General features: G+C 64.2%; 14 protein-coding genes and 1 tRNA gene. 11 read left to right on the top strand and 4 right to left on the bottom strand.

What is annotated here, in order from left to right; all coding sequences use genetic code 11:
• Positions 1-5: 5 nt before the first annotated feature.
• The 4 genes from ACEQZ0_RS03835 (at position 6) to ACEQZ0_RS03820 (ending at position 4,849) form a co-directional block, all read left to right on the top strand.
• Positions 6-827 (top strand): inositol monophosphatase, encoded by an 822-nt coding sequence (locus tag ACEQZ0_RS03835; RefSeq protein WP_370188561.1) that lies wholly within the window; start codon positions 6-8, stop codon positions 825-827.
• Between the two features lie 43 nt (positions 828-870).
• Positions 871-955: transfer RNA gene (locus ACEQZ0_RS03830), tRNA-Leu, on the top strand.
• Positions 956-1,602: 647 nt separating this feature from the next.
• Complete coding sequence (locus ACEQZ0_RS03825; protein ID WP_370188557.1) at positions 1,603-3,402, top strand: SLC13 family permease; 1,800 nt, start codon at positions 1,603-1,605, stop codon at positions 3,400-3,402.
• A gap of 121 nt (positions 3,403-3,523) precedes the next feature.
• Positions 3,524-4,849 (top strand): amidohydrolase, encoded by a 1,326-nt coding sequence (locus ACEQZ0_RS03820; RefSeq protein ID WP_370188555.1) that lies wholly within the window; start codon positions 3,524-3,526, stop codon positions 4,847-4,849.
• A gap of 84 nt (positions 4,850-4,933) precedes the next feature.
• On the opposite strand, the gene ACEQZ0_RS03815 is transcribed toward ACEQZ0_RS03820, so the two are convergent.
• Positions 4,934-5,113: a hypothetical protein gene (locus ACEQZ0_RS03815; RefSeq protein WP_370188553.1), complete on the bottom strand. Its 180-nt coding sequence runs from the start codon at positions 5,111-5,113 to the stop codon at positions 4,934-4,936.
• Positions 5,114-5,133: 20 nt separating this feature from the next.
• Entirely contained in the window at positions 5,134-6,732 is a 1,599-nt protein-coding gene (locus ACEQZ0_RS03810) for an isocitrate lyase (protein ID WP_370188551.1), read from the bottom strand.
• 148 nt (positions 6,733-6,880) lie between these two features.
• Between ACEQZ0_RS03810 and ACEQZ0_RS03805 the strand changes: the two genes are divergently transcribed.
• The 7 genes from ACEQZ0_RS03805 (at position 6,881) to ACEQZ0_RS03775 (ending at position 16,434) form a co-directional block, all read left to right on the top strand.
• Positions 6,881-8,269, top strand: coding sequence for a short-chain fatty acyl-CoA regulator family protein (locus ACEQZ0_RS03805; RefSeq protein ID WP_370188549.1), 1,389 nt, complete (start codon positions 6,881-6,883; stop codon positions 8,267-8,269).
• Positions 8,270-8,353: 84 nt separating this feature from the next.
• On the top strand, positions 8,354-8,647 hold the full coding sequence (locus tag ACEQZ0_RS03800; RefSeq protein ID WP_370188547.1) for a hypothetical protein: 294 nt from the start codon (positions 8,354-8,356) through the stop codon (positions 8,645-8,647).
• A 139-nt stretch (positions 8,648-8,786) separates the two neighbouring features.
• Complete coding sequence (locus ACEQZ0_RS03795) at positions 8,787-10,172, top strand: TIGR03013 family XrtA/PEP-CTERM system glycosyltransferase (RefSeq protein WP_370188545.1); 1,386 nt, start codon at positions 8,787-8,789, stop codon at positions 10,170-10,172.
• On the top strand, positions 10,172-12,280 hold the full coding sequence (gene prsK / locus ACEQZ0_RS03790) for an XrtA/PEP-CTERM system histidine kinase PrsK (protein WP_370188543.1): 2,109 nt from the start codon (positions 10,172-10,174) through the stop codon (positions 12,278-12,280). The genes ACEQZ0_RS03795 and prsK overlap by 1 nt, the downstream gene beginning before the upstream one ends.
• Entirely contained in the window at positions 12,280-13,647 is a 1,368-nt protein-coding gene (gene prsR / locus ACEQZ0_RS03785; protein WP_370188541.1) for a PEP-CTERM-box response regulator transcription factor, read from the top strand. The genes prsK and prsR overlap by 1 nt, the downstream gene beginning before the upstream one ends.
• Complete coding sequence (locus tag ACEQZ0_RS03780) at positions 13,631-15,391, top strand: tetratricopeptide repeat protein (protein WP_370220983.1); 1,761 nt, start codon at positions 13,631-13,633, stop codon at positions 15,389-15,391. Before prsR ends, ACEQZ0_RS03780 begins: the two co-directional genes overlap by 17 nt.
• 41 nt (positions 15,392-15,432) lie before the next feature.
• Positions 15,433-16,434, top strand: coding sequence for a bile acid:sodium symporter family protein (locus tag ACEQZ0_RS03775; protein WP_370188537.1), 1,002 nt, complete (start codon positions 15,433-15,435; stop codon positions 16,432-16,434).
• On the opposite strand, the gene ACEQZ0_RS03770 is transcribed toward ACEQZ0_RS03775, so the two are convergent.
• The gene (locus ACEQZ0_RS03770) at positions 16,367-17,434 is read right to left on the bottom strand and encodes a DUF475 domain-containing protein (protein WP_370188536.1); all 1,068 of its coding nucleotides are present in this window, start codon (positions 17,432-17,434) and stop codon (positions 16,367-16,369) included. The genes ACEQZ0_RS03775 and ACEQZ0_RS03770 overlap by 68 nt on opposite strands.
• Positions 17,435-17,452: 18 nt before the next feature.
• On the bottom strand, positions 17,453-18,325 hold the full coding sequence (panB, locus tag ACEQZ0_RS03765; protein WP_370188534.1) for a 3-methyl-2-oxobutanoate hydroxymethyltransferase: 873 nt from the start codon (positions 18,323-18,325) through the stop codon (positions 17,453-17,455).
• Between the last annotated feature and the right edge of the window lie 6 nt (positions 18,326-18,331).

The raw sequence follows: 18,331 nt of genomic DNA, 5'->3' as shown, positions 1-18,331 counted from the left end.
TTTCCATGGCCGTTCTATCGGGTGTCATTCGCGTAATGGAGAAGGCCGCGCGCAAGGCGGGCGGGCGCCTGCGGCGCGACTTCGGCGAGGTCGAGCATCTCCAGGTGAGCCGCAAGGGGCCGGCCGACTTCGTGTCCAAAGCCGATCGGATCGCCGAACGCACGATCTACGATGAATTGCTCGCCGCACGGCCCGACTGGGGCTTCGTGATGGAAGAGGCAGGGATCATCGAGGGCGACGAGACCAAGCCGCGCTGGATCGTCGACCCGCTCGACGGCACCAGCAACTTCCTCCACGGCATCCCGCATTTCGCCATCAGCATCGCGGTGCAGGAACCCAAGCTCGGCGGGGGCGGCTGGGGCGATGTAACCGCAGCGGTCGTCTACAACCCGGTGACCGACGAGACTTTCTGGGCGGAAAAGAGCCGTGGCGCCTGGCTGCACGACGGCCGCCTGCGCGTTTCGTCGCGTCGCCACCTGTCCGAGGCGCTGATCGCCACCGGCATCCCCTTCCAGGGTCATGGCGACTTCGCTGACTGGACGCGCATCTTCAGCGCCATCGCTCCTCAGGTTGCGGGCATCCGCCGGTTCGGCGCGGCCTCGCTCGACCTCGCCTGGCTCGCCGCCGGCCGTTTCGATGGTTTCTGGGAAAGCGACCTCAAGGACTGGGATACCGCCGCGGGGTGCCTGATCGTGCGCGAAGCTGGCGGTTTCGTGTCCGATTTCCGCGGTCGGTCGCAGCCGATCCATGCGAAGCAGGTGCTCGCGGCGAACGATACGCTGCACTCGAAGCTGCACAAATTGCTGGCGGGCGCGCTCAAGGCTTGATGCCGCCCCGGGGCGCGGCTAACGCCTGCGTTCCCGACCCAGTGCCCCTGTGGCGGAATTGGTAGACGCGCTCGACTCAAAATCGAGTTTCTTACGAAGTGCCGGTTCGAGTCCGGCCAGGGGTACCAATCACTGGCTCGATCGGCCCGAGCGGAAAGCCGCGTTTGATCGAGACCTATGTGGTCGTGGCGCTGATCGCATTCATTGTCGTGTCGGGCTTGGTGGCGCTTCGCCGCCGGATCAAAAAAGGACGGGACGCACGCTGGCCCCAGAAGGGAGCCCGCAAAAAGAACGGCCCCATCCGAAGAAGGGGCCGAGAGGCGGAAGACTTGGACAAGCCTTCCTGATTGCAACTGTGTGGTAGCATAGTCTTTCGGAATTGTAATCCGTAGTTTTCGGTATTTCACAAAAACAGCCCCGCCATTCCAGGAGAATGGCGGGGGAAAGGCTCGATCGGGGTCGTTACGCCCCTCGGGTCGCATCGGCCAAATGCCAAACTGGCAGATCAAACAATTGTATTTTTTCGCCATTCAGTGCGGCCCGAAGGCGACTTCCTCGTTCCCGGTGCGAAGCCACCCTGCGGCAAGTTACCGAGGGACAGGTGCGGCGACAGTGCCGCGGCCAAATCGGTGGTCCGCCACTAAGCAGGCCTGCTGCCAGCGCATGCGGCTCAGTTTCGGCAAAGCGCCGATCCGGTTCAATTCAGAGACTTCGCTCGGGGCCACCAAACTAAATCCTTGCACATTCGAGGATAAACTGGGAATTCCGGCACCGGATGATCGGGGTTCCTTCATACCATGCAATTGCGGCGATGGCGGTGACCATCGCGATGTTCGTCGCTTTCGCGCGCGGGCGGATGTCGGTCGAGATCATTTCGCTGCTGACGATCGCGGTGATCGCGGTCGGCCTCTATTTCTTTCCGCTACCTGATACGCAGCCGATCGACGGGCTCAGTCTCGCCTTTTCGGGCTTCGGTCACTACGCCCTGGTGACGATCTGCGCGCTGATGATCATGGGGAGGGGCCTGGTGGTGACCGGTGCGCTCGAACCCGCCGCACGTTTCCTCGAACGGTTGTTTAAGGTCAATCTCCAGCTCGGCCTGCTGTTTTCGCTGGGGGTGACCTTCATCCTCTCGATGTTCGTCAACAATACGCCCGTGCTGGTGCTGCTGGTGCCGATCTTCGTCCAGCTCGCCTTGCGCGGCGCGATGCCCGCCTCGAAGACGCTGATCCCGATCAATGCGGCCTCGCTGATGGGCGGGATGGCAACCACCATCGGTACGTCGACCAACATCCTCGTCGTGTCGATCGCGGTCGATCTCGGTATGAAGGAAATGGACGTGTTCCATTTCACTCCGATCGTGCTGGTGGCCTCGCTCGTGGCACTGCCTTTCGTGTGGATCGTCATGCCGCGCATGCTGGGCGACAATCGGGTCGAAACCGTCCACGCCCAGCGCCTGTTCGAAACGCGCCTGCGCGTGACCGAGAATTCGGTGCTCAACGGGCGGGAATTGTCCGAACTGGAATCGCGCCTTCCGGCCGGGATCGAGTTTCACGATGTGCCCGTCGGCCTGCTCCGTCCGCAACACCGCTTGCGCATGACGGGTACCCACGAGGCGATCGAGGAAGCCATGGCGACGCTGCGCGGCGACGCGGCGCCGAGCTGGGTGATCGACCGGATCCGGCGCCGTTCGTCGGAAACCGGGATCGACATCGCGGTCGGTGAAATGATCGTTACCGCGGATTCGCGGCTGATCGGGCGAACCTTGCCAAGCTCGGGGATCGCCGATCTCTATGGTGTGGCGGTGATCGGGACCCACCGGCCCGAGCGCCTGGTGGGCGAGAAGGAACAGTTCTCCGAAGGGGGCGATCATCGCTTCGCCGAGGGCGACGTGCTGCTGGTCATGGGCCTGCCCGACGACATGCAGCACTTCGCGCGGGCCGACAGCCTGCTCCAGCTCGAAGGTATGCGCGAACTGCCTCGGCGTTCGAAAGCGGCGCTTTCCGCAGGCATCATGGGCGGTTCGATCGCCCTTGCATCGGTCGGCCTGGTCCCGATCGCCATCGCCTCGCTGGCCGGCGCAATCCTGATGTTCGTCACCGGATGCGTGAAATTCGACCGTGTCGGAAGGGGCCTGTCCGCGAGCGTCATCGTGCTGGTCGCGGCCAGCATCGCCCTGGGGCGTATCATCCTCGACAGCGGGGCGGCCGACTGGATCGGCACGGTCATGGCGGTGGGCCTCGACTACCTGTCTCCGGCCGCCTCCCTCGCGGCGATCATGCTGGCGATGACCTTCCTGACCAATTTCGCATCGAACGCGACCGCGGCCACGGTCGGAACGCCGATCGCTTTCGCCATCGCGAGCAAGCTGGGGCTGCCACCCGAACCGCTGGTGTTGGCCGTGCTGTTCGGCTGCAACCTGTGTTATGCCACCCCGATCGCCTATCAGACCAACATGCTGATCATGGCCGAGGGGTCCTATGAGTTCAAAGACTATGTCCGCACCGGTGTGCCGCTGGTCTTGATCATGGTAACCGTGCTCTCGCTCGCGCTGGTTGTGACCTACGGCCTCTAGCCCCTTTCCTGCGGCGCGCGGCTCTGCAACACAGGGCGATACCACGCCGGCCGCGCCGGGCGGAAAGGCTTTGACCCTGGACACCGGTCCATGCGGTCCATGTCGGAGGAGACCAGAGGGTATGCATACGATCGTTCCATCAAGCCTCGCTGCGCTGGCGATGGTCCTCGCAGTACCGGCCCAGGCCGACGATCTGCGCGAGGGCATCGCCGCCGATATGCCCCAGCTGATGGAGCTCTACCGCGATCTGCACGCACATCCCGAGCTCAGCTTTCAGGAACACCGGACCGCCGCCAAACTCGCCGAGCGGATGCGTAGCCTCGGTTTCGAAGTGACCGAGGGCGTGGGCAAGACCGGTGTGGTCTCGGTGATGAGGAATGGCGAGGGACCGACCGTACTGATCCGCGCCGACATGGACGGCCTGCCCGTGGTCGAACAGACAGGGCTTCCTTTCGCCAGCAAGGAAACAGCCACCCCGGCGAGCGGCGTGACCACCGGGGTGATGCACGCCTGCGGCCACGATACGCACATGACCGGCTTCATCGGCGCAGCGCAACAATTGGCAGAGCGCAAAGACCAGTGGCAGGGCACGCTGGTGATGATCCTGCAGCCGGCCGAGGAAGCAGGCGGCGGGGCTAGGGCGATGCTCGCCGACGGGCTTTATACGCGCTTTCCCAAGCCCGATTACGCGCTCGCTTTCCACGATGCGGCGGCGCCCACACCGGCGGGAACGATCGGCGTCACGCCGGGCTATGCATTGGCCAATGTCGACAGCGTCAATATCGAGGTGAAGGGGATCGGCGGGCATGGCGCCTATCCGCACACGACCAAGGATCCGATCGTGCTCGCCAGCGCCATCGTCATGCGCCTGCAGACGCTGGTCAGCCGCGAGCTGTCGCCGCTTGAACCGGGCGTGGTGACCGTGGGCAGTTTCCTGTCGGGGGCCAAACACAACATCATCTCGGACGAGGCGAAATTGCAGCTCACCGTGCGCAGCTATTCGGACGAAAGCCGCAAACTGCTGCTCGACGGGATCGCGCGTATCGCGAAGGGCGAGGCGATCGCGGCGGGGCTTCCCGAGGAGCTTATGCCGGTGGTCGAGGTGCAGGAGGATTTCACCCCCTCGACCTACAACGACCCCGACTTCACCGAGCAGCTGCTGGCACGCTTCGGCGAGCGCTTCGGCGAAGATCGGGTCGCGACCATGCCGCCGGTGATGGGGGGCGAGGATTTCAGCGAATACCGTCGCGCCGACCCCGACCACATCAAGTCGGCGATCTTCTGGATCAGCGGCACGCCCGCGCCGATGCTCGAGGCGCTCGAGAAACAGGGCACGCCGCTGCCCTCGCTGCATTCGCCCTTCTGGGCGCCCGATGCGGAAAAGGTCATTGCCACCGGTGCAGAAGCTTTGGCGAGCGCAGCTATCGACCTGATGCCTGCGGACTGACTCCCACGCACAAAAGTGGCCGCCGGAGCGTTGGGGCGCTCCGACGGCCGTATTCTCCTCCCCAGGAGAAATCGTGAAACGGGGTCACTCGGAAGGGACGTAGGTTCCCAGCCGGTGGTGCAGCGCATTGATACGGGCAAGTTCTTCGCGATCGTCGGTCGCCTTGGCGTAATGGGTCAACGCCGTGCGCAGCAGCCGGAAATCTGCGGTCGAGAAGAGCGCGCGGGCGCGGCCTGGCTCGGTCTTCGGAGTGTCGTCGGTCATGGTCGTCATCCTTCCTCTCCTTACGCTGCGGCGAACTGGTTCATTGTGTTGTCCTTGCCACCGGCCTTGAGGGCGGCTTCACCAGCGAAGTATTCCTTGTGATCGTCCCCGATGTCGGAGCCGGCCATGTTCTGGTGCTTTACGCAGGCAATACCCTGGCGGATTTCCTCGCGCTGGACGTTCTTGACGTAGCCGAGCATCGCCTGCTCGCCGAAGTATTCGCGAGCGAGGTTGTCGGTGCTCAGCGCAGCCGTGTGGTACGTCGGCAGCGTAATCAGGTGGTGGAAGATGCCCGCACGCTTGCTGGCATCGGCCTGGAAGGTACGGATCTTCTCGTCGGCTTCGGCGGCCAGATCGGTGCCGTCGTAATCGACGCTCATCAGCTTGTCGCGATCATAGCCGCTCAGATCCTTGCCCGCTTCGGCCCAGGCATCGTAGACCTGCTGGCGGAAGTTGAGCGTCCAGTTGAAGCTGGGCGAGTTATTGTAGACCAGCTTGGCATTGGGGATCACCTCGCGAACCCGGTCGACCATGCCTGCGATCTGCTCGACATGCGGCTTCTCGGTTTCGATCCACAGCAGGTCTGCGCCCGCTTCCAGCGCGGTGATGCAGTCGAGCACGCAGCGGTCTTCTCCGGTTCCGGGACGGAACTGGTAGAGGTTGCTGGGCAGGCGCTTGGGCGCCAGCAGCTTGCCGTCGCGGCTGATGAAGACCTGGCCGTTTGTGATGTCGGCAGGATCGACTTCGTCGCAATCGAGGAAGCTGTTGTACTTGTCGCCGAGGTCGCCCGGTTCTTTCGAATAGGCGATCGACTTGGTCAGGCCGGCGCCGAGGCTGTCGGTGCGGGCAACGATGATGCCTTCGGGCACGCCGAGCTCGAGGAAGGCGTAGCGGATCGCGCGGATCTTCTGGTGGAATTCCTCGTGCGGCACGGTGACCTTGCCGTCCTGGTGGCCGCACTGCTTCTCGTCCGACACCTGGTTTTCGATCTGCAGCGCGCAGGCACCGGCCTCGATCATCTTCTTGGCGAGCAGGTAAGTCGCCTCGGCATTGCCGAAACCGGCGTCGATATCGGCGATGATCGGCACGACATGCGTTTCATGCTCGTCGATCTCCTTGAGCAGGCGATGCGTGTTGACCGCGTCGCCGGCAGCCTTGGCTTCGTCGAGCTGGCGGAACAGCCCGCCCAGTTCGCGGGCGTCTGCCTGGCGCAAGAAAGTGTAGAGCTCCTCGATCAGGCCGGGCACCGACGTCTTCTCGTGCATCGACTGGTCGGGCAGGGGGCCGAAATCGCTGCGCAGCGCGGCAACCATCCAGCCCGAGAGGTAGAGGTAACGGCGCTTGGTGCTGCCGAAATGCTTCTTGATCGAGATCATCTTCTGCTGGGCGATGAACCCATGCCAGGTGCCGAGCGACTGGGTATAGTTCGCCGGGTCGCGGTCGTAGGCTTCCATGTCCTCGCGCATGATCTTCGCGGTGTAGCGCGCGATGTCGAGCCCCGTGCGGAAGCGGTTCTGGACGACCATGCGCGCGGCGCTTTCGGCATCGATCGCACCCCAGGGCGCACCGTTGGCGGCGATGGTTTCGTTCAGTTCTTTGATCCGGGCCGAATAGGTCACGGGGAAGCTCCTTGTCGTCAAGCGGCGTGATCGCCTGAGTGCTTTGTGGAACATGGAGCACGGGTTCGACAGGAATATTGACAAAATAACTTGTCGACGGGAGCGTACTCGCGCTACTTTAGCTGTTAAGATGTAAAGAAAGTGACTTATGACGGAGAAGGCGCTCTTTGCCGGGCCCGCTGTCCGGCGTCTCCGCAAGCGCGAGCGGCTGACCCAGGCCGCCGCTGCGGCGCGGCTCGATATCTCGCCCAGCTATCTCAACCTGATCGAACGCAACCAGCGCCCGGTCAGCGCGCGGGTCATGATGCAGCTCGTCGAACAATTCGATTTCGATCCACGTTCGCTGCGCGAGGATGAGGCGATCGGCGGGCTCGACGGGCTCGCCCGGCGGTTTGCGGACGATCGCTTCACCGACCTCGGGATAGACCGCGAGGAATTGCAGGAGTTCCTGTCCGCCTCGCCGCAAGTCGCGGCAGCATTTGCCCGGCTGTACGACAATGCAGCTCCGGCTGGTGATGCGCCAGATGATCCGCTTGCTGCCTCGCGACGCGAGATCGAGCGCTGGCGCAATCACTTCGCCGATCTCGATACCGCTGCCGAAGACCTTGCCGACGACATGCGCCTGTCGCGCGGGGACATCGGCCTTGCGCTCGTCGAACGGCTGCGCGAGCGCCACCAATTGTCGGTCCGCATCCTTCCGCGCGAGGTCATGCCCGACAGCCTCAGGCGGCTCGACCTGCACGCCCGCCAGGTCCAGCTGTCGGAAATGCTCAGCATTCCGTCACGCAACTTCCAGCTGGCGCTGCAAATCGCGCAGCTCGAATTCGCCGAGGCGATCGATGCGGTGGCGAAGGGAGCGAAGTTCGACGACGAGGCAGCCCGTGCTCTCTTCTCGCGCCATCTGACGGGTTATGTCGCGGCGGCGCTGATCATGCCTTATGGGCGCTTCCTGCGTGCCTGCGAGGCGACCGGCTACGACCTGCCGGTTCTAGAACGTCGCTTCGGGGTCAGTTTCGAACAGCTCGCGCATCGCCTGACGACGCTGCAGCGTGTCGGCCAGCGCGGGCTGCCTTTCTTCATGGTCCGGCTTGATCGCGCCGGGCAGTTTTCCAAGACCTTTACCGGGGCGAGTACCGCGCGTTTCCTCGAGTCGGAGGCAAGCTGTCCGCTGTGGGATGCCCACCGTGCCTTCGACCGCGCTGGCGAATTGCAGGTACAGTTCGTCGCGCTCGACGACAGCACCGATGGCGATCGCGATGGCGGATGGTTGACGATGGCGCGCACGGTGGAGGGGAGCGGCGCCCCGGGCGAGGCGCAGTTCGTCGTGGCGGTCGGGGTCGAGGCAGTCCTCGCCAGCGACCTCGCGCAGGCGCGCGGCGTTTCGCTGCGCCCTGCCGATGCGCAGCCGATCGGTCCCGGCTGCGCGCGATGCCACCGCAGTGGCTGCAGCCAGCGCTCGCTGCCGCCGCGGGGCCGCAAGCTGGCCTTCGACCGGATTCGCCGCGGCGTGACACCCTTCGAATTCGAGGAGCGTTAACCAGTCTCTGCGCGAACGGATGGAAACCAGTTGCCGCCTGCAGCGTTTTCACTGCCATCACAGATATATCGGGGACGAAATGACATGACCGAGGAACGCATTACCGAAACCACCGATGAGGCTGGCAATACCCACACCACGCATACGGTCGTGACCGATGGCGAGACCCGCTCCGGCGGTACCAATTGGGTTCTGATCCTGCTGGTTCTTATCGTCGCGGTAGTAGGGATTTTCTTCCTCACCGAGATGAACAGCGCTGAGGTCGCCAAGGACAATGCCATTGCCGGGGCAGCGAACGAGGTGGGCGAAGCTGCCAATCAGGTCGGCGAGGCCGCGCAGGGCGCGGGCGAAGCGGTCGAGAACGCCGTCAACAACTGAGTTCTTCCAGACTTCAAGCGGTAGGGGGCGGCGCACCGGATGCGTCGTCCCCTTCTTACTGTGTTGTAAAATTTACCGACGGTTCACTCCTCTCTGCTAGTCAAGGATTCCGACACCAGCAATTCGCGAGCCGGACCGGATGATCCGTCTTTTCAAGCACTACATCTCCTACAATGTCGTGCTGCTGTCCCTGATCGATCTCGTATTGCTCGTTCTTGCGGGCGAAGCGGCATGGCGCCTGAGGGTCATGCAGATCGGGGTCGGCGTCGGGCAATTTTCCGACCGCGCAGTGGAGATCGGCATATTCGCCGGGGTGATCTGGCTGGGCATGATCGCCGTGGGGACCTACGGACCGCTCGCGCTGCGGTCGATCCGGTTTGCCACGGCGCGGCTGCTGGTCGCCGTCAGCCTCGGGGTGCTGGCAATCTCGCTGATGGATTTCGTCCTGCCAGGTGCGGCGCTGTGGCGATCGGTGCTGCTCTATGCGATGGGCATCGCGATCTTCGTGCTCGTCGCCAACCGGCTCGTGGCGGGCAAGATTCTCGGCGTCGAGGCCTTTCGGCGGACAGTGGTCGTGCTGGGCGCGGGCGAACGCGCTCAGCGCCTGAGGCGGCTGTCGCAACGACCGGAAAGCGGGTTTCTGGTCGCTTCCTTCATTGCCATGGGCGATTCCGCCCCGGTCGTCGAGACCGCCGTACCGCGCGAGACGATTGCCGATCTGGGGCGTTTCGTCGACCGTGCCGGAGCGACCGAGGTCGTGCTTGCGCTCCAGGAAAGGCGCAATTCGCTGCCCCTGAAGGATCTGCTGCGGATCAAGACGCAGGGCGTACAGGTCTATGATTTTTCCAGCTTTCTCGAACGCGAGATGGGGCGCGTCGATCTCGACACGCTCAATCCCAGCTGGCTGATCTTTTCCGACGGTTTTTCCGCCGGGCGACGGCTATCGAGCATCGGCAAGCGCCTGTTCGACATCGTAGTCAGCCTCGCGATCCTGATTGTCGGCCTGCCCCTGATCGCGCTCTTCGCGCTGCTGGTGAAACTCGACAGCCCGGGGCCGGCCTTCTTCCGACAGAAGCGAGTGGGGCTCTACGGACAGAATTTCACGCTCATTAAGCTGCGTTCGATGCGGATCGATGCCGAAAACGGTGGGGCGAAATGGGCGGAAAAGGACGATCCCCGAATCACCGGCGTGGGGAGACTTATCCGCAAGGTGAGAATCGACGAGCTTCCGCAGGTGTGGAGCGTGCTCAAAGGGGACATGAGCTTCGTCGGGCCGCGGCCCGAGGTTCCCGCCTTCGTGGTCGAGCTCGAGCAGGAATTGCCGTTCTATGCAGAGCGGCACGTCGTCAAGCCCGGGATCACCGGATGGGCGCAGATCAACTATCCTTACGGTGCGAGCATCGAGGATGCCCGGCAGAAGCTCGAATACGACCTCTACTATGCCAAGAATTACACGCCCTTCCTCGACCTCCTGATCCTGCTGCAGACCGCGCGGGTGATCCTGTGGCCGGAGGGCGCGCGATAATGGGGTGGATCGCAAGCCTGTCCTATATCGCCTATACGACCGGCGCGATCATCTGCGCGCTCGCTGCGATCTGGATCGCACGCAAGGGCGATGCGACTCGCGGCGACCGTATTCCGGCGATGGTCGCTGTCGCGCTGACTGCAAACTGGTGCTTTGCCGCGGCCAGTTTCGAGCCGAGCCGCTCGATCGTCCAATTGACCGAAATCGCGCGCAATCTGGCGTGGCTGTTCATGCTCTTCCGGCTGTTCGGCAATGACGGTCGTGACGAGACGCTGAGGCTCGTTCGCCCCGCGCTGATATCGCTCGCCTTCGTCGAGGTGCTGCAATTCGCGCTGCTGCTGATCGCGCGTCGCTATGCCGTAACCACCGAACTGGCTGTATTGACGTACGAGACCGCGGTGCTGTTCCGGGTGATGGTCGCGGTCGGCGCGCTCGTGCTGCTCCACAACCTCTATGTCGGCGCGGCGGCTTCTTCACGTCAGATCCTGCGCTGGAGCGCGGCTTCGCTGGCGGGGCTGTGGGCGTTCGACCTCAATTATTTCACCATCGCCTACATCACAGGCTCGATCCCGCCCGAACTCGTCGCGCTAAGGGGGGTAGCCGCTGCAGTCTTCGCGATTCCCTTCGCGATCGGGTTCAACAGCCATTCCTCGAACCTCGAATTCCGGCCCTCGCGGGCGGTAACCTTCCGGTTTCTCTCACTACTGGTGATCGGTGCCTATCTCGCCCTGATGCTCGGGCTTGCGCGCTCGCTCGACATGATGACCGGCGATCTTGCGCGGATGACCCAGGTCGGTCTGATCATCGCAGCCGGCGCGCTCGCCCTGATTTGGCTTCCGTCGGACCATTTGCGCGGGTGGCTGCGCGTCACCGCGATCAAGCACCTGTTCAAGCACCGCTACGACTACCGCTCGGAATGGATTCGTTTCACCGAGACGATCGGCACTACCGGCCTGGACAATATCTCGCTGCAGGAACGTGCAGTGAAGGCACTGGCCGACATCACCGATAGCCCGGCAGGCATTCTGCTCGTCGCGGATGAAGACGGCGCGCTCGAGCTCGCGGCGAAGTGGCGCTGGCCGGATATCGAGATCCCGGCGCAGGCTGCTCCAGCTGCACTCGCCGACCTGCTCGAACGCAGCGAGTTGATCATCGATCTGGACGAGCTCCGCGAGGGTGTTGACCGCGCGGGCGAGCAGGCGCTGGTGCCCGACTGGATGCGCGGCGACCAGCGGGCTTGGGCGGCGGTGCCCTTGCTCCACTTCGAGCGGTTGGTCGGCCTGGTCCTGCTCTCGCGGCCGGTCGTCGAGCGGAAGCTCGACTGGGAGGATTTCGACCTGCTGGGGGTCGTCGGTCGCCAGCTGGCCAGCTATCTTGCCGAACAGGCGGGTCAGGCCGCCCTGCTCGAAGCGGGCCGGTTCGATGAATTCAACCGTCGCATGGCTTTCGTCATGCATGACATCAAGAACCTCTCGAGCCAGATGGCGCTGCTGCTGCGCAATGCCGAGAAGCACGCCGACAAGCCCGAGTTCCGCAAGGATATGTTGCTCACGCTGAGGAACAGCGTCGACAAGCTCAATACATTGCTGGCTAGGCTCGGGCGTTATGGCGCGCCCGAAAGCGATGCGGCGCGTGAATTCGATCTCGCCGATACAACGCGCCAGGTGGCCGAGCGCCTGGGCAAGGTCCATCCGGTCGCTTTGCTGCACAGCGAGGTGGTTGCCGTCGAAGGCAATCCCGAGGCGCTCGACCAGGCGCTGGTTCACCTCGTCCAGAATGCGATCGAGGCCAGCGATCCATCGAGTTCGGTCATGCTCGAAGTCATGAGCGACGGCCTGTGCGGCAAAATCCACATCATCGACAACGGCGCGGGCATGTCGCCACAATTCCTACGCAAGGGGCTGTTCAAGCCCTTCGTGTCCTCGAAAAGCGGCGGTTTCGGGATCGGTGCCTTCGAGGCGCGCGAGTTGATCCGCTCGATGGGCGGGCGGATCGAAGTCGAATCGCGCGAAGGGCTGGGAACGCGGTTTACCATCAGCCTGCCACTCAAATCGGCAGCCTCGGTCCTGAATCGTGGATCGTCGAAAATCGAAAACGAGGTCGCGTAATGGCAGACACCAAGCCCAAACTTCTTGTCGTCGAGGATGATGAAGGTCTGCAGGCGCAGCTCAAATGGGCCTATGACGATTTCGACGTGGTGCTGGCAGGAACGCGCCAGGCGGCGCTGGCGGCGCTGCGTTCCGAGGAGCCTGCCGTCGTGACGCTCGACCTCGGCCTGCCGCCCGATCCCGATGGCACGAGCGAAGGCTTCGCCGTGCTCGAGGCGATCATGGCGCTCAAGCCCGATACCAAGGTCATCGTCGCTTCGGGGCATGGTGCGCGCGAGAGCGCGCTGCGGGCGGTGGAACAGGGCGCATATGATTTCTACCAGAAGCCGGTCGATATCGACACTCTGGGGCTGATCGTCCAGCGCGCCTACCGCCTACATCGGCTCGAGCAGGAAAACCGATGTCTCGCGGAAAAGGTCGGCGAGGAGCGCACGGTGCTCGGCTCGATGATCACGGCTGCACCCGAAATGGCCAAGGTGGCACGAACCATCGAAAGGGTGGCCCCCACCAATGTGTCGGTCATGTTGCTGGGAGCCAGCGGCACGGGCAAGGAATTGCTCGCCCGCGGCGTCCATGAATCGAGCGATCGCAAGGACGGCAGCTTCGTCGCCATCAATTGTGCGGCGATTCCCGAAAACCTCCTCGAAAGCGAGTTGTTCGGACATGAGCGTGGGGCCTTTACCGGCGCGGTCAAGACGACCGAGGGCAAGATCGAGCTGGCCAGCGGGGGAACGCTGTTTCTCGACGAGGTCGGCGACATTCCGCTGCCCCTCCAGGTCAAGCTGCTGCGCTTCCTGCAGGAACGAACGATCGAGCGGATAGGCGGGCGCAAGCCGATCGCGGTCGATACGCGAATCGTCTGCGCCACGCACCAGAACCTCGAGGCGATGATCGCCGAAGGGACGTTCCGCGAGGACCTGTTCTATCGCCTGGCGGAAATCGTGGTGAAGGTCCCGAGGCTCGCCGAACGCCCGGGCGACGCAGTGCTGCTGGCCAAGCATTTTCTCACCCGCTTCGCCAAGGAAATGAACCCCCAGGTCAAGGGCTTCGCGGCGGATGCGCTCGCGGCGATCGACGGCTGGGCCTGGCCCGGTAATGTCCGCGAGCTCGAAAACCGGGTAAAGCGCGCGGTCATCATGGCCGACGGCAAGCTTGTTTCCGCAGATGATCTCGACCTGCCGCAATCCGACGAGGACGGAGGGGACCTGGCCCTCAACCTCAAGGCCGCGCGCGAGCAGGCCGACCGGCGGATGATCCGTCAGGCTCTCGCGCGTAGCGAGGGCAACATCTCCAACACCGCCAAGCTGCTTGGGATCAGCCGCCCGACCCTGTACGACCTCCTCAAGCAATATGATCTTCAGACGTGATCGGGGACCGGTCGCTGGTCTTCTGCTGGGGCTGGCGATCTTGGGGGGATGCGGAGAGCAGGAGCCGGAAACTTCCCCGGTAGACACGGCGCGCGCCCAGCTGGCGCGCGGCGATACGCTGGCTGCGCATGTCTCCCTCGAACGGGCGCTCGAACAGGGATTTGCGCGCGAGGAACTGGCGGTGCTTTTCGGCGAGGCGGCGCTGATTGAGGGGAACCTAACGGCAGCGCGCAAGTGGCTCGGCCCGGGCAAGTTCTCCGCCGGCACCAGCGCGATCGGTTTCCGGCTGCTCGGACGGCTGGAAATGGCAGAGGGCAATTTGCCCGCGGCGGGGACGGCCTTCGATCGGTCCTATCGCCTCGATCCGGACAGCGCCGACCTATGGGTCGATATCGGGCGATTGCGGTATCGCGGCGGCGAACAGGTGCAAGCCATCAAGGCGGCGGAGCGGGCGCTGGCGCTCGATCCCGACAATGGCGAGGCGCTGCAGTTTCGCGGCCAGCTCGCCCGCGATGCCGAGGGGCTGGGGGCTGGATCGGCACTGTTGGAGCAGGCCCTCGAGCGGCAACCCGACGATATCGCTCTGCGGGTGGAATATGCCGCGACGCTGGCCGATGTCGGGCGGGCGAAAGACGCGCTTGCCGTGCTTCGCGCAAGGGGGGGGCGTGCGGCCGCGACGCCGCGCGGACTGTTCGTCCAGGCGGTCATCGCCGCACGAGGGCAGAAGTTCGGTCTCGCCCGGGACCTGTTCGAAAGGTCCGGCTCCGTTCGCTCCGAGGTGCCCTCGACGCAACTGCTCTCGGCGATCATCGATCTTGCCGACGAAAATTATGCGAGTGCGGCGCTGACGCTGGACCGGCTCCATACGCGCCAGCCCGATAATCGCCGGGTGCGCAACCTGTTCGCCTATGCGCTGTCGCGAAGCGGAGGGGAGCGCGAGCTGGTCCATCGCTTCGCGGCTGCGGCCGCGGAAAAAGCGGGCTCAGCCTATCTCCAGCTTCTTGTGGCCCGCGCCTATGAATCGCTCGGCGATCGCAAACGGGCGGCAGCCCTTATCGATATGGCAGCGCTCGACGAGACGGGCCTCGTGGTGCTGCCGGGCAGGGCCCTGCAAGAGGTACCCGGCGCCTCGACTGCGCTCGGCGGGGCGCAACTGCGCGATTACCTGCGGGCTGAGATCGCCGGAGGCGATATAGCGGCGGCGGTGAAGCGCGCCCGCGCTTTCGCGCAGCGCTTTCCCGGGTCTGGCGACGCGCAGTCCCTGCTGGGCGACGCCGAGTTCGCCCAGGGCAACAAGCTGGCGGCGCGGGCGGCCTATGAACGATCCGCGCGTGTGAGGCGGCCTTGGCCGCTGGCTTTGCGCCTCGCCAGTGTGCAGGACGATCCGGCGCGCGCGCGCCGCATGCTTGAAGAATATGTCCGCAACAATCCGATGAACGGCGAAGCCGCGGCGGTGTTGGCCGACGCGCTCGCGGCGCAGGGCGAATGGGGCCGGGCTGCGCAATTGCTCGACCACGCAATGGAACTCGGGCAGGCAAGAACGCCGTGGGTGCTGGCAGCCCGCAGCATCGCGGCGCTCAACCTCGAGGATCGGGACGGCGCGCTCGATTTTGCGCTGGATGCGCATGAATTGCAGCCGATGAACCCGCTGGCCATATCCGCACTGATCGGCGCATTGCCCGCTGGAGAGGAAGCCGCGAAGAGCGAGCTCGAGGCAAAGCTTCAGTCGCTGACGACAGGCTGAGGCCTCTCGACAACCAGACCAGGTCGGGGCAGGTGCGGGTGATGGCGCTGCGATCCGTAATTGGCGACCCGATGGTGCGCATGCTGATCGTGGCGATCGCGCTGGCGATCCTGTTGCCCGCGACGGGCGAAGCGCGCGGTGCGGCGCAGACGATCGCAAATGCGGCGATCTTTGTCCTCTTCTTGCTTAACGGTATGCGCATCGCCCGGCGCGACATCGCCGCCGGGGTCGGCAATTGGCGCTTCCTCCTGCCGCTGGTGCTGTGGGTCTTCGGGGCGATGTCGCTGGCTGGCCTTGGCTTTGCCGCGCTCGGCTCGGGAGTGCTCGCGCCCTCGGTAGCACTCGGCTTTCTGTATCTCGGGACACTTCCCTCGACCGTGCAGTCTGCGACCTCTTACAGCTCGCTGGCTGGCGGCAATGTCGCGCTGTCGGTGGTCGGGGCGGCGCTGCTCAATATTCTCGGCGTGTTTGTGACCGTTCCGCTGTTTCTGGCGCTCGGGGGCAGCGGTACCGGCGTGGTGGGGATGGACGTGGTGGGCAAGATCATGCTGCTGCTGATCTTGCCCTTCGGCATTGGCCAGGCGATCCAAGGCTACGCGCGCGCTTTCACCGCGCGGCATCGCCCCAAGATCGTCTGGGTCGACCGCTTCGCCATTGCCGCAGCGATATATGTCGCTTTCTCGGGTGCGGTGGAGCAGGGCATCTGGTCGCGGGTCGACCTGGCGGACTGGCTTGCAATCGGCGCGCTGGTCGCCGGCTTCCTGCTGGTCGGCAATTTCGGAGCCTGGTTGGCGGGCGGGACCTTGCGCCTGTCCCGACCCGATCGCATCGCTTTCCTGTTCGCCGGAGGGCAGAAGAGCGCTGCCGTCGGGGCGCCGCTCGCCACCATCCTGTTCCCGCCCGCCGAGGCCGGTTTCGTGGTGATCGCGCTATTGCTCTACCACTTTTTCCAACTGGTTGTGGCCGCGCCGATCGCTAATCGGCTGAGGCAGTCGCCTCTTCCGGATGGCGCCGGTTATAGCGCACCGACCACCAGAAGCTGAGCCCGATCAGGATCGCCCCGATCAGCCCGGTCACGGTCTCGGGAATATGGAATTTGGCTGAAAGCAGCATGATTGCGCCAAGAACGATGATGGCCCAGAACGCGCCGTGTTCGAGGAAGCGATAGGCCGCCAGCGTGCCCTTGCGCACCAGATGGATGGTCATCGAACGCACGAACATCGCGCCGATCGACAGGCCCAGTGCAATGACGATCATGTTGTTCGAGAGCGCGAAGGCGCCGATCACACCATCGAAGCTGAAGCTCGCGTCGAGCACGTTGAGATAGAGGAAACCGCCGAGGCCGCTGCGCACGACCGCGCCGTGTAGCTGGGCCGCCTCTTCCTTCCTTTCGAGGATCGCATTGACCCCCTCCACCGCGATGAAGGTGACGAGGCCGAGAATGCCGGCGACGAGGAAGGTCAGCGCCTCACCGGGTTCGAGCATGGTCGAAATGCCCCATAGCGCGAGTAGCAGCAGCGCGATTTCGGCGGCTGGCAGTGCGGCGAACTTGCTCAGCCATTCCTCGATCGCGCGAATCCAGTGGATCTCTTTGTCGAGGTCGAAAAAGAACTTGAGCCCGACCATCGACAGGAAGGCGCCGCCGAAGCCGGCGATGCCGACATGGGCGGAGGACACGATCCGCTCGTATTCGGCCGGATCGTTGAGCGACAGGCGGATGGTTTCCAATGGTCCCAGACCTGCCGCGATCGCGACGATGGCGAGCGGGAAGACGACGCGCATCCCAAACACGGCGAAGGCGATGCCCCAGGTCAGGAAGCGGCGCTGCCAGACCTCGTCCATAGTCTTCAGCACGCTCGCATTGACCACCGCATTGTCGAAGCTGAGCGAGATCTCGAGCACCGAGAGCACCACGACGATCCACAGCAGCGAGAGCGTGCCGGTAACCGAGCCGGTGCTGACCCAGCCATACCAGCTCGCGAGGCCGAGGCAGAGGAAGGTGAATACGAGCGAAAAGCCGTAGAAACGCCAGAAGCTTGCCATGTTTAGAAAATCCCGCGCTCAGCCTTTAGGCTGATAGGTCTGGTCGGAGGTCGGAAAGGTGCGCGCGCGGACCTCCTCGGCATATTGCGCGACCGTTTTTTCGATCACCCCCGCGATATCTTCGTATTTTTTCACGAAGCGCGGCACGCGTTCGAACATGCCGAGCATGTCCTCGGTCACCAGCACCTGGCCGTCGCATTGTGCCGAGGCGCCGATGCCGATAGTCGGGCAAGACACAGCGCCGGTCGCCTCGATCGCGATCGGCTCGAGGACGCCTTCGAGCACGATGGCGAAGGCGCCCGCTTTGTCGAGAGCTTTGGCATCGCCGACGATCTTCTTCGCTTCGGCATCGTCGCGCCCGCGCGCAGCATAGCCGCCCAGCACATTGACCGCCTGCGGAGTCAGGCCCACGTGACCCATCACCGGGATCCCGCGCTGGTTGAGGAAGGCGACGGTCTCGGCCATCTGTTCGCCGCCCTCGAGCTTCACCGCCGCCGCCCCCGACTGCTTGAGCAGGTAGGCGGCGCTTTCGAACGCCTGCTGCGGCGACTGCTCATAGGACCCGAACGGCATGTCGACGACCACCACCGCGTGATAGCTTCCGCGGACCACGGCGGCGGCATGGTTGGCCATCATGTCGAGCGTGACGGGGATGGTCGTCGGCAGGCCGTAGATGACCTGCGCCAGCGAATCCCCCACCAGCAGGATATCGCAATGCGCATCGAGCAATTGCGCCTGCCGCGCGGTATAGGCGGTCAGCATCACCAGCGGCTCGCAGGTTTCCCCACCTGTCTTGTGCGCGCGAATCTTGGGTACGGTAAGGCGCCGCATCGGCTGCGGGGTCGGATTGGCGCGGCTCGTGCTCGTATCGAGCTGGAAGGTCGTCGACATGGCGCA

The sequence above is a fragment of the Qipengyuania sp. genome (genome assembly GCF_964227205.1).
Taxonomy (GTDB): Bacteria; Pseudomonadota; Alphaproteobacteria; order Sphingomonadales; family Sphingomonadaceae; genus Qipengyuania.
The sequence above is the reverse complement of the archived record's forward strand: the minus strand, read 5'-3'. Positions and strand labels throughout refer to the sequence as shown.

What these genes read in the sequence shown, in the direction of transcription:
- ACEQZ0_RS03815 (WP_370188553.1), bottom strand. Translation starts at nt 5,113, where the DNA reads ATGACCGACGACACTCCGAAGACCGAGCCAGGCCGCGCCCGCGCGCTC.
- prsK (WP_370188543.1), top strand. Translation starts at nt 10,172, where the DNA reads ATGGGGTGGATCGCAAGCCTGTCCTATATCGCCTATACGACCGGCGCG.
- ACEQZ0_RS03770 (WP_370188536.1), bottom strand. Translation starts at nt 17,434, where the DNA reads ATGGCAAGCTTCTGGCGTTTCTACGGCTTTTCGCTCGTATTCACCTTC.
- ACEQZ0_RS03820 (WP_370188555.1), top strand. Translation starts at nt 3,524, where the DNA reads ATGCATACGATCGTTCCATCAAGCCTCGCTGCGCTGGCGATGGTCCTC.
- ACEQZ0_RS03835 (WP_370188561.1), top strand. Translation starts at nt 6, where the DNA reads ATGGCCGTTCTATCGGGTGTCATTCGCGTAATGGAGAAGGCCGCGCGC.
- ACEQZ0_RS03825 (WP_370188557.1), top strand. Translation starts at nt 1,603, where the DNA reads ATGATCGGGGTTCCTTCATACCATGCAATTGCGGCGATGGCGGTGACC.
- ACEQZ0_RS03780 (WP_370220983.1), top strand. Translation starts at nt 13,631, where the DNA reads ATGATCTTCAGACGTGATCGGGGACCGGTCGCTGGTCTTCTGCTGGGG.
- panB (WP_370188534.1), bottom strand. Translation starts at nt 18,325, where the DNA reads ATGTCGACGACCTTCCAGCTCGATACGAGCACGAGCCGCGCCAATCCG.
- ACEQZ0_RS03795 (WP_370188545.1), top strand. Translation starts at nt 8,787, where the DNA reads ATGATCCGTCTTTTCAAGCACTACATCTCCTACAATGTCGTGCTGCTG.
- prsR (WP_370188541.1), top strand. Translation starts at nt 12,280, where the DNA reads ATGGCAGACACCAAGCCCAAACTTCTTGTCGTCGAGGATGATGAAGGT.
- ACEQZ0_RS03805 (WP_370188549.1), top strand. Translation starts at nt 6,881, where the DNA reads ATGACGGAGAAGGCGCTCTTTGCCGGGCCCGCTGTCCGGCGTCTCCGC.
- ACEQZ0_RS03775 (WP_370188537.1), top strand. Translation starts at nt 15,433, where the DNA reads ATGGCGCTGCGATCCGTAATTGGCGACCCGATGGTGCGCATGCTGATC.
- ACEQZ0_RS03800 (WP_370188547.1), top strand. Translation starts at nt 8,354, where the DNA reads ATGACCGAGGAACGCATTACCGAAACCACCGATGAGGCTGGCAATACC.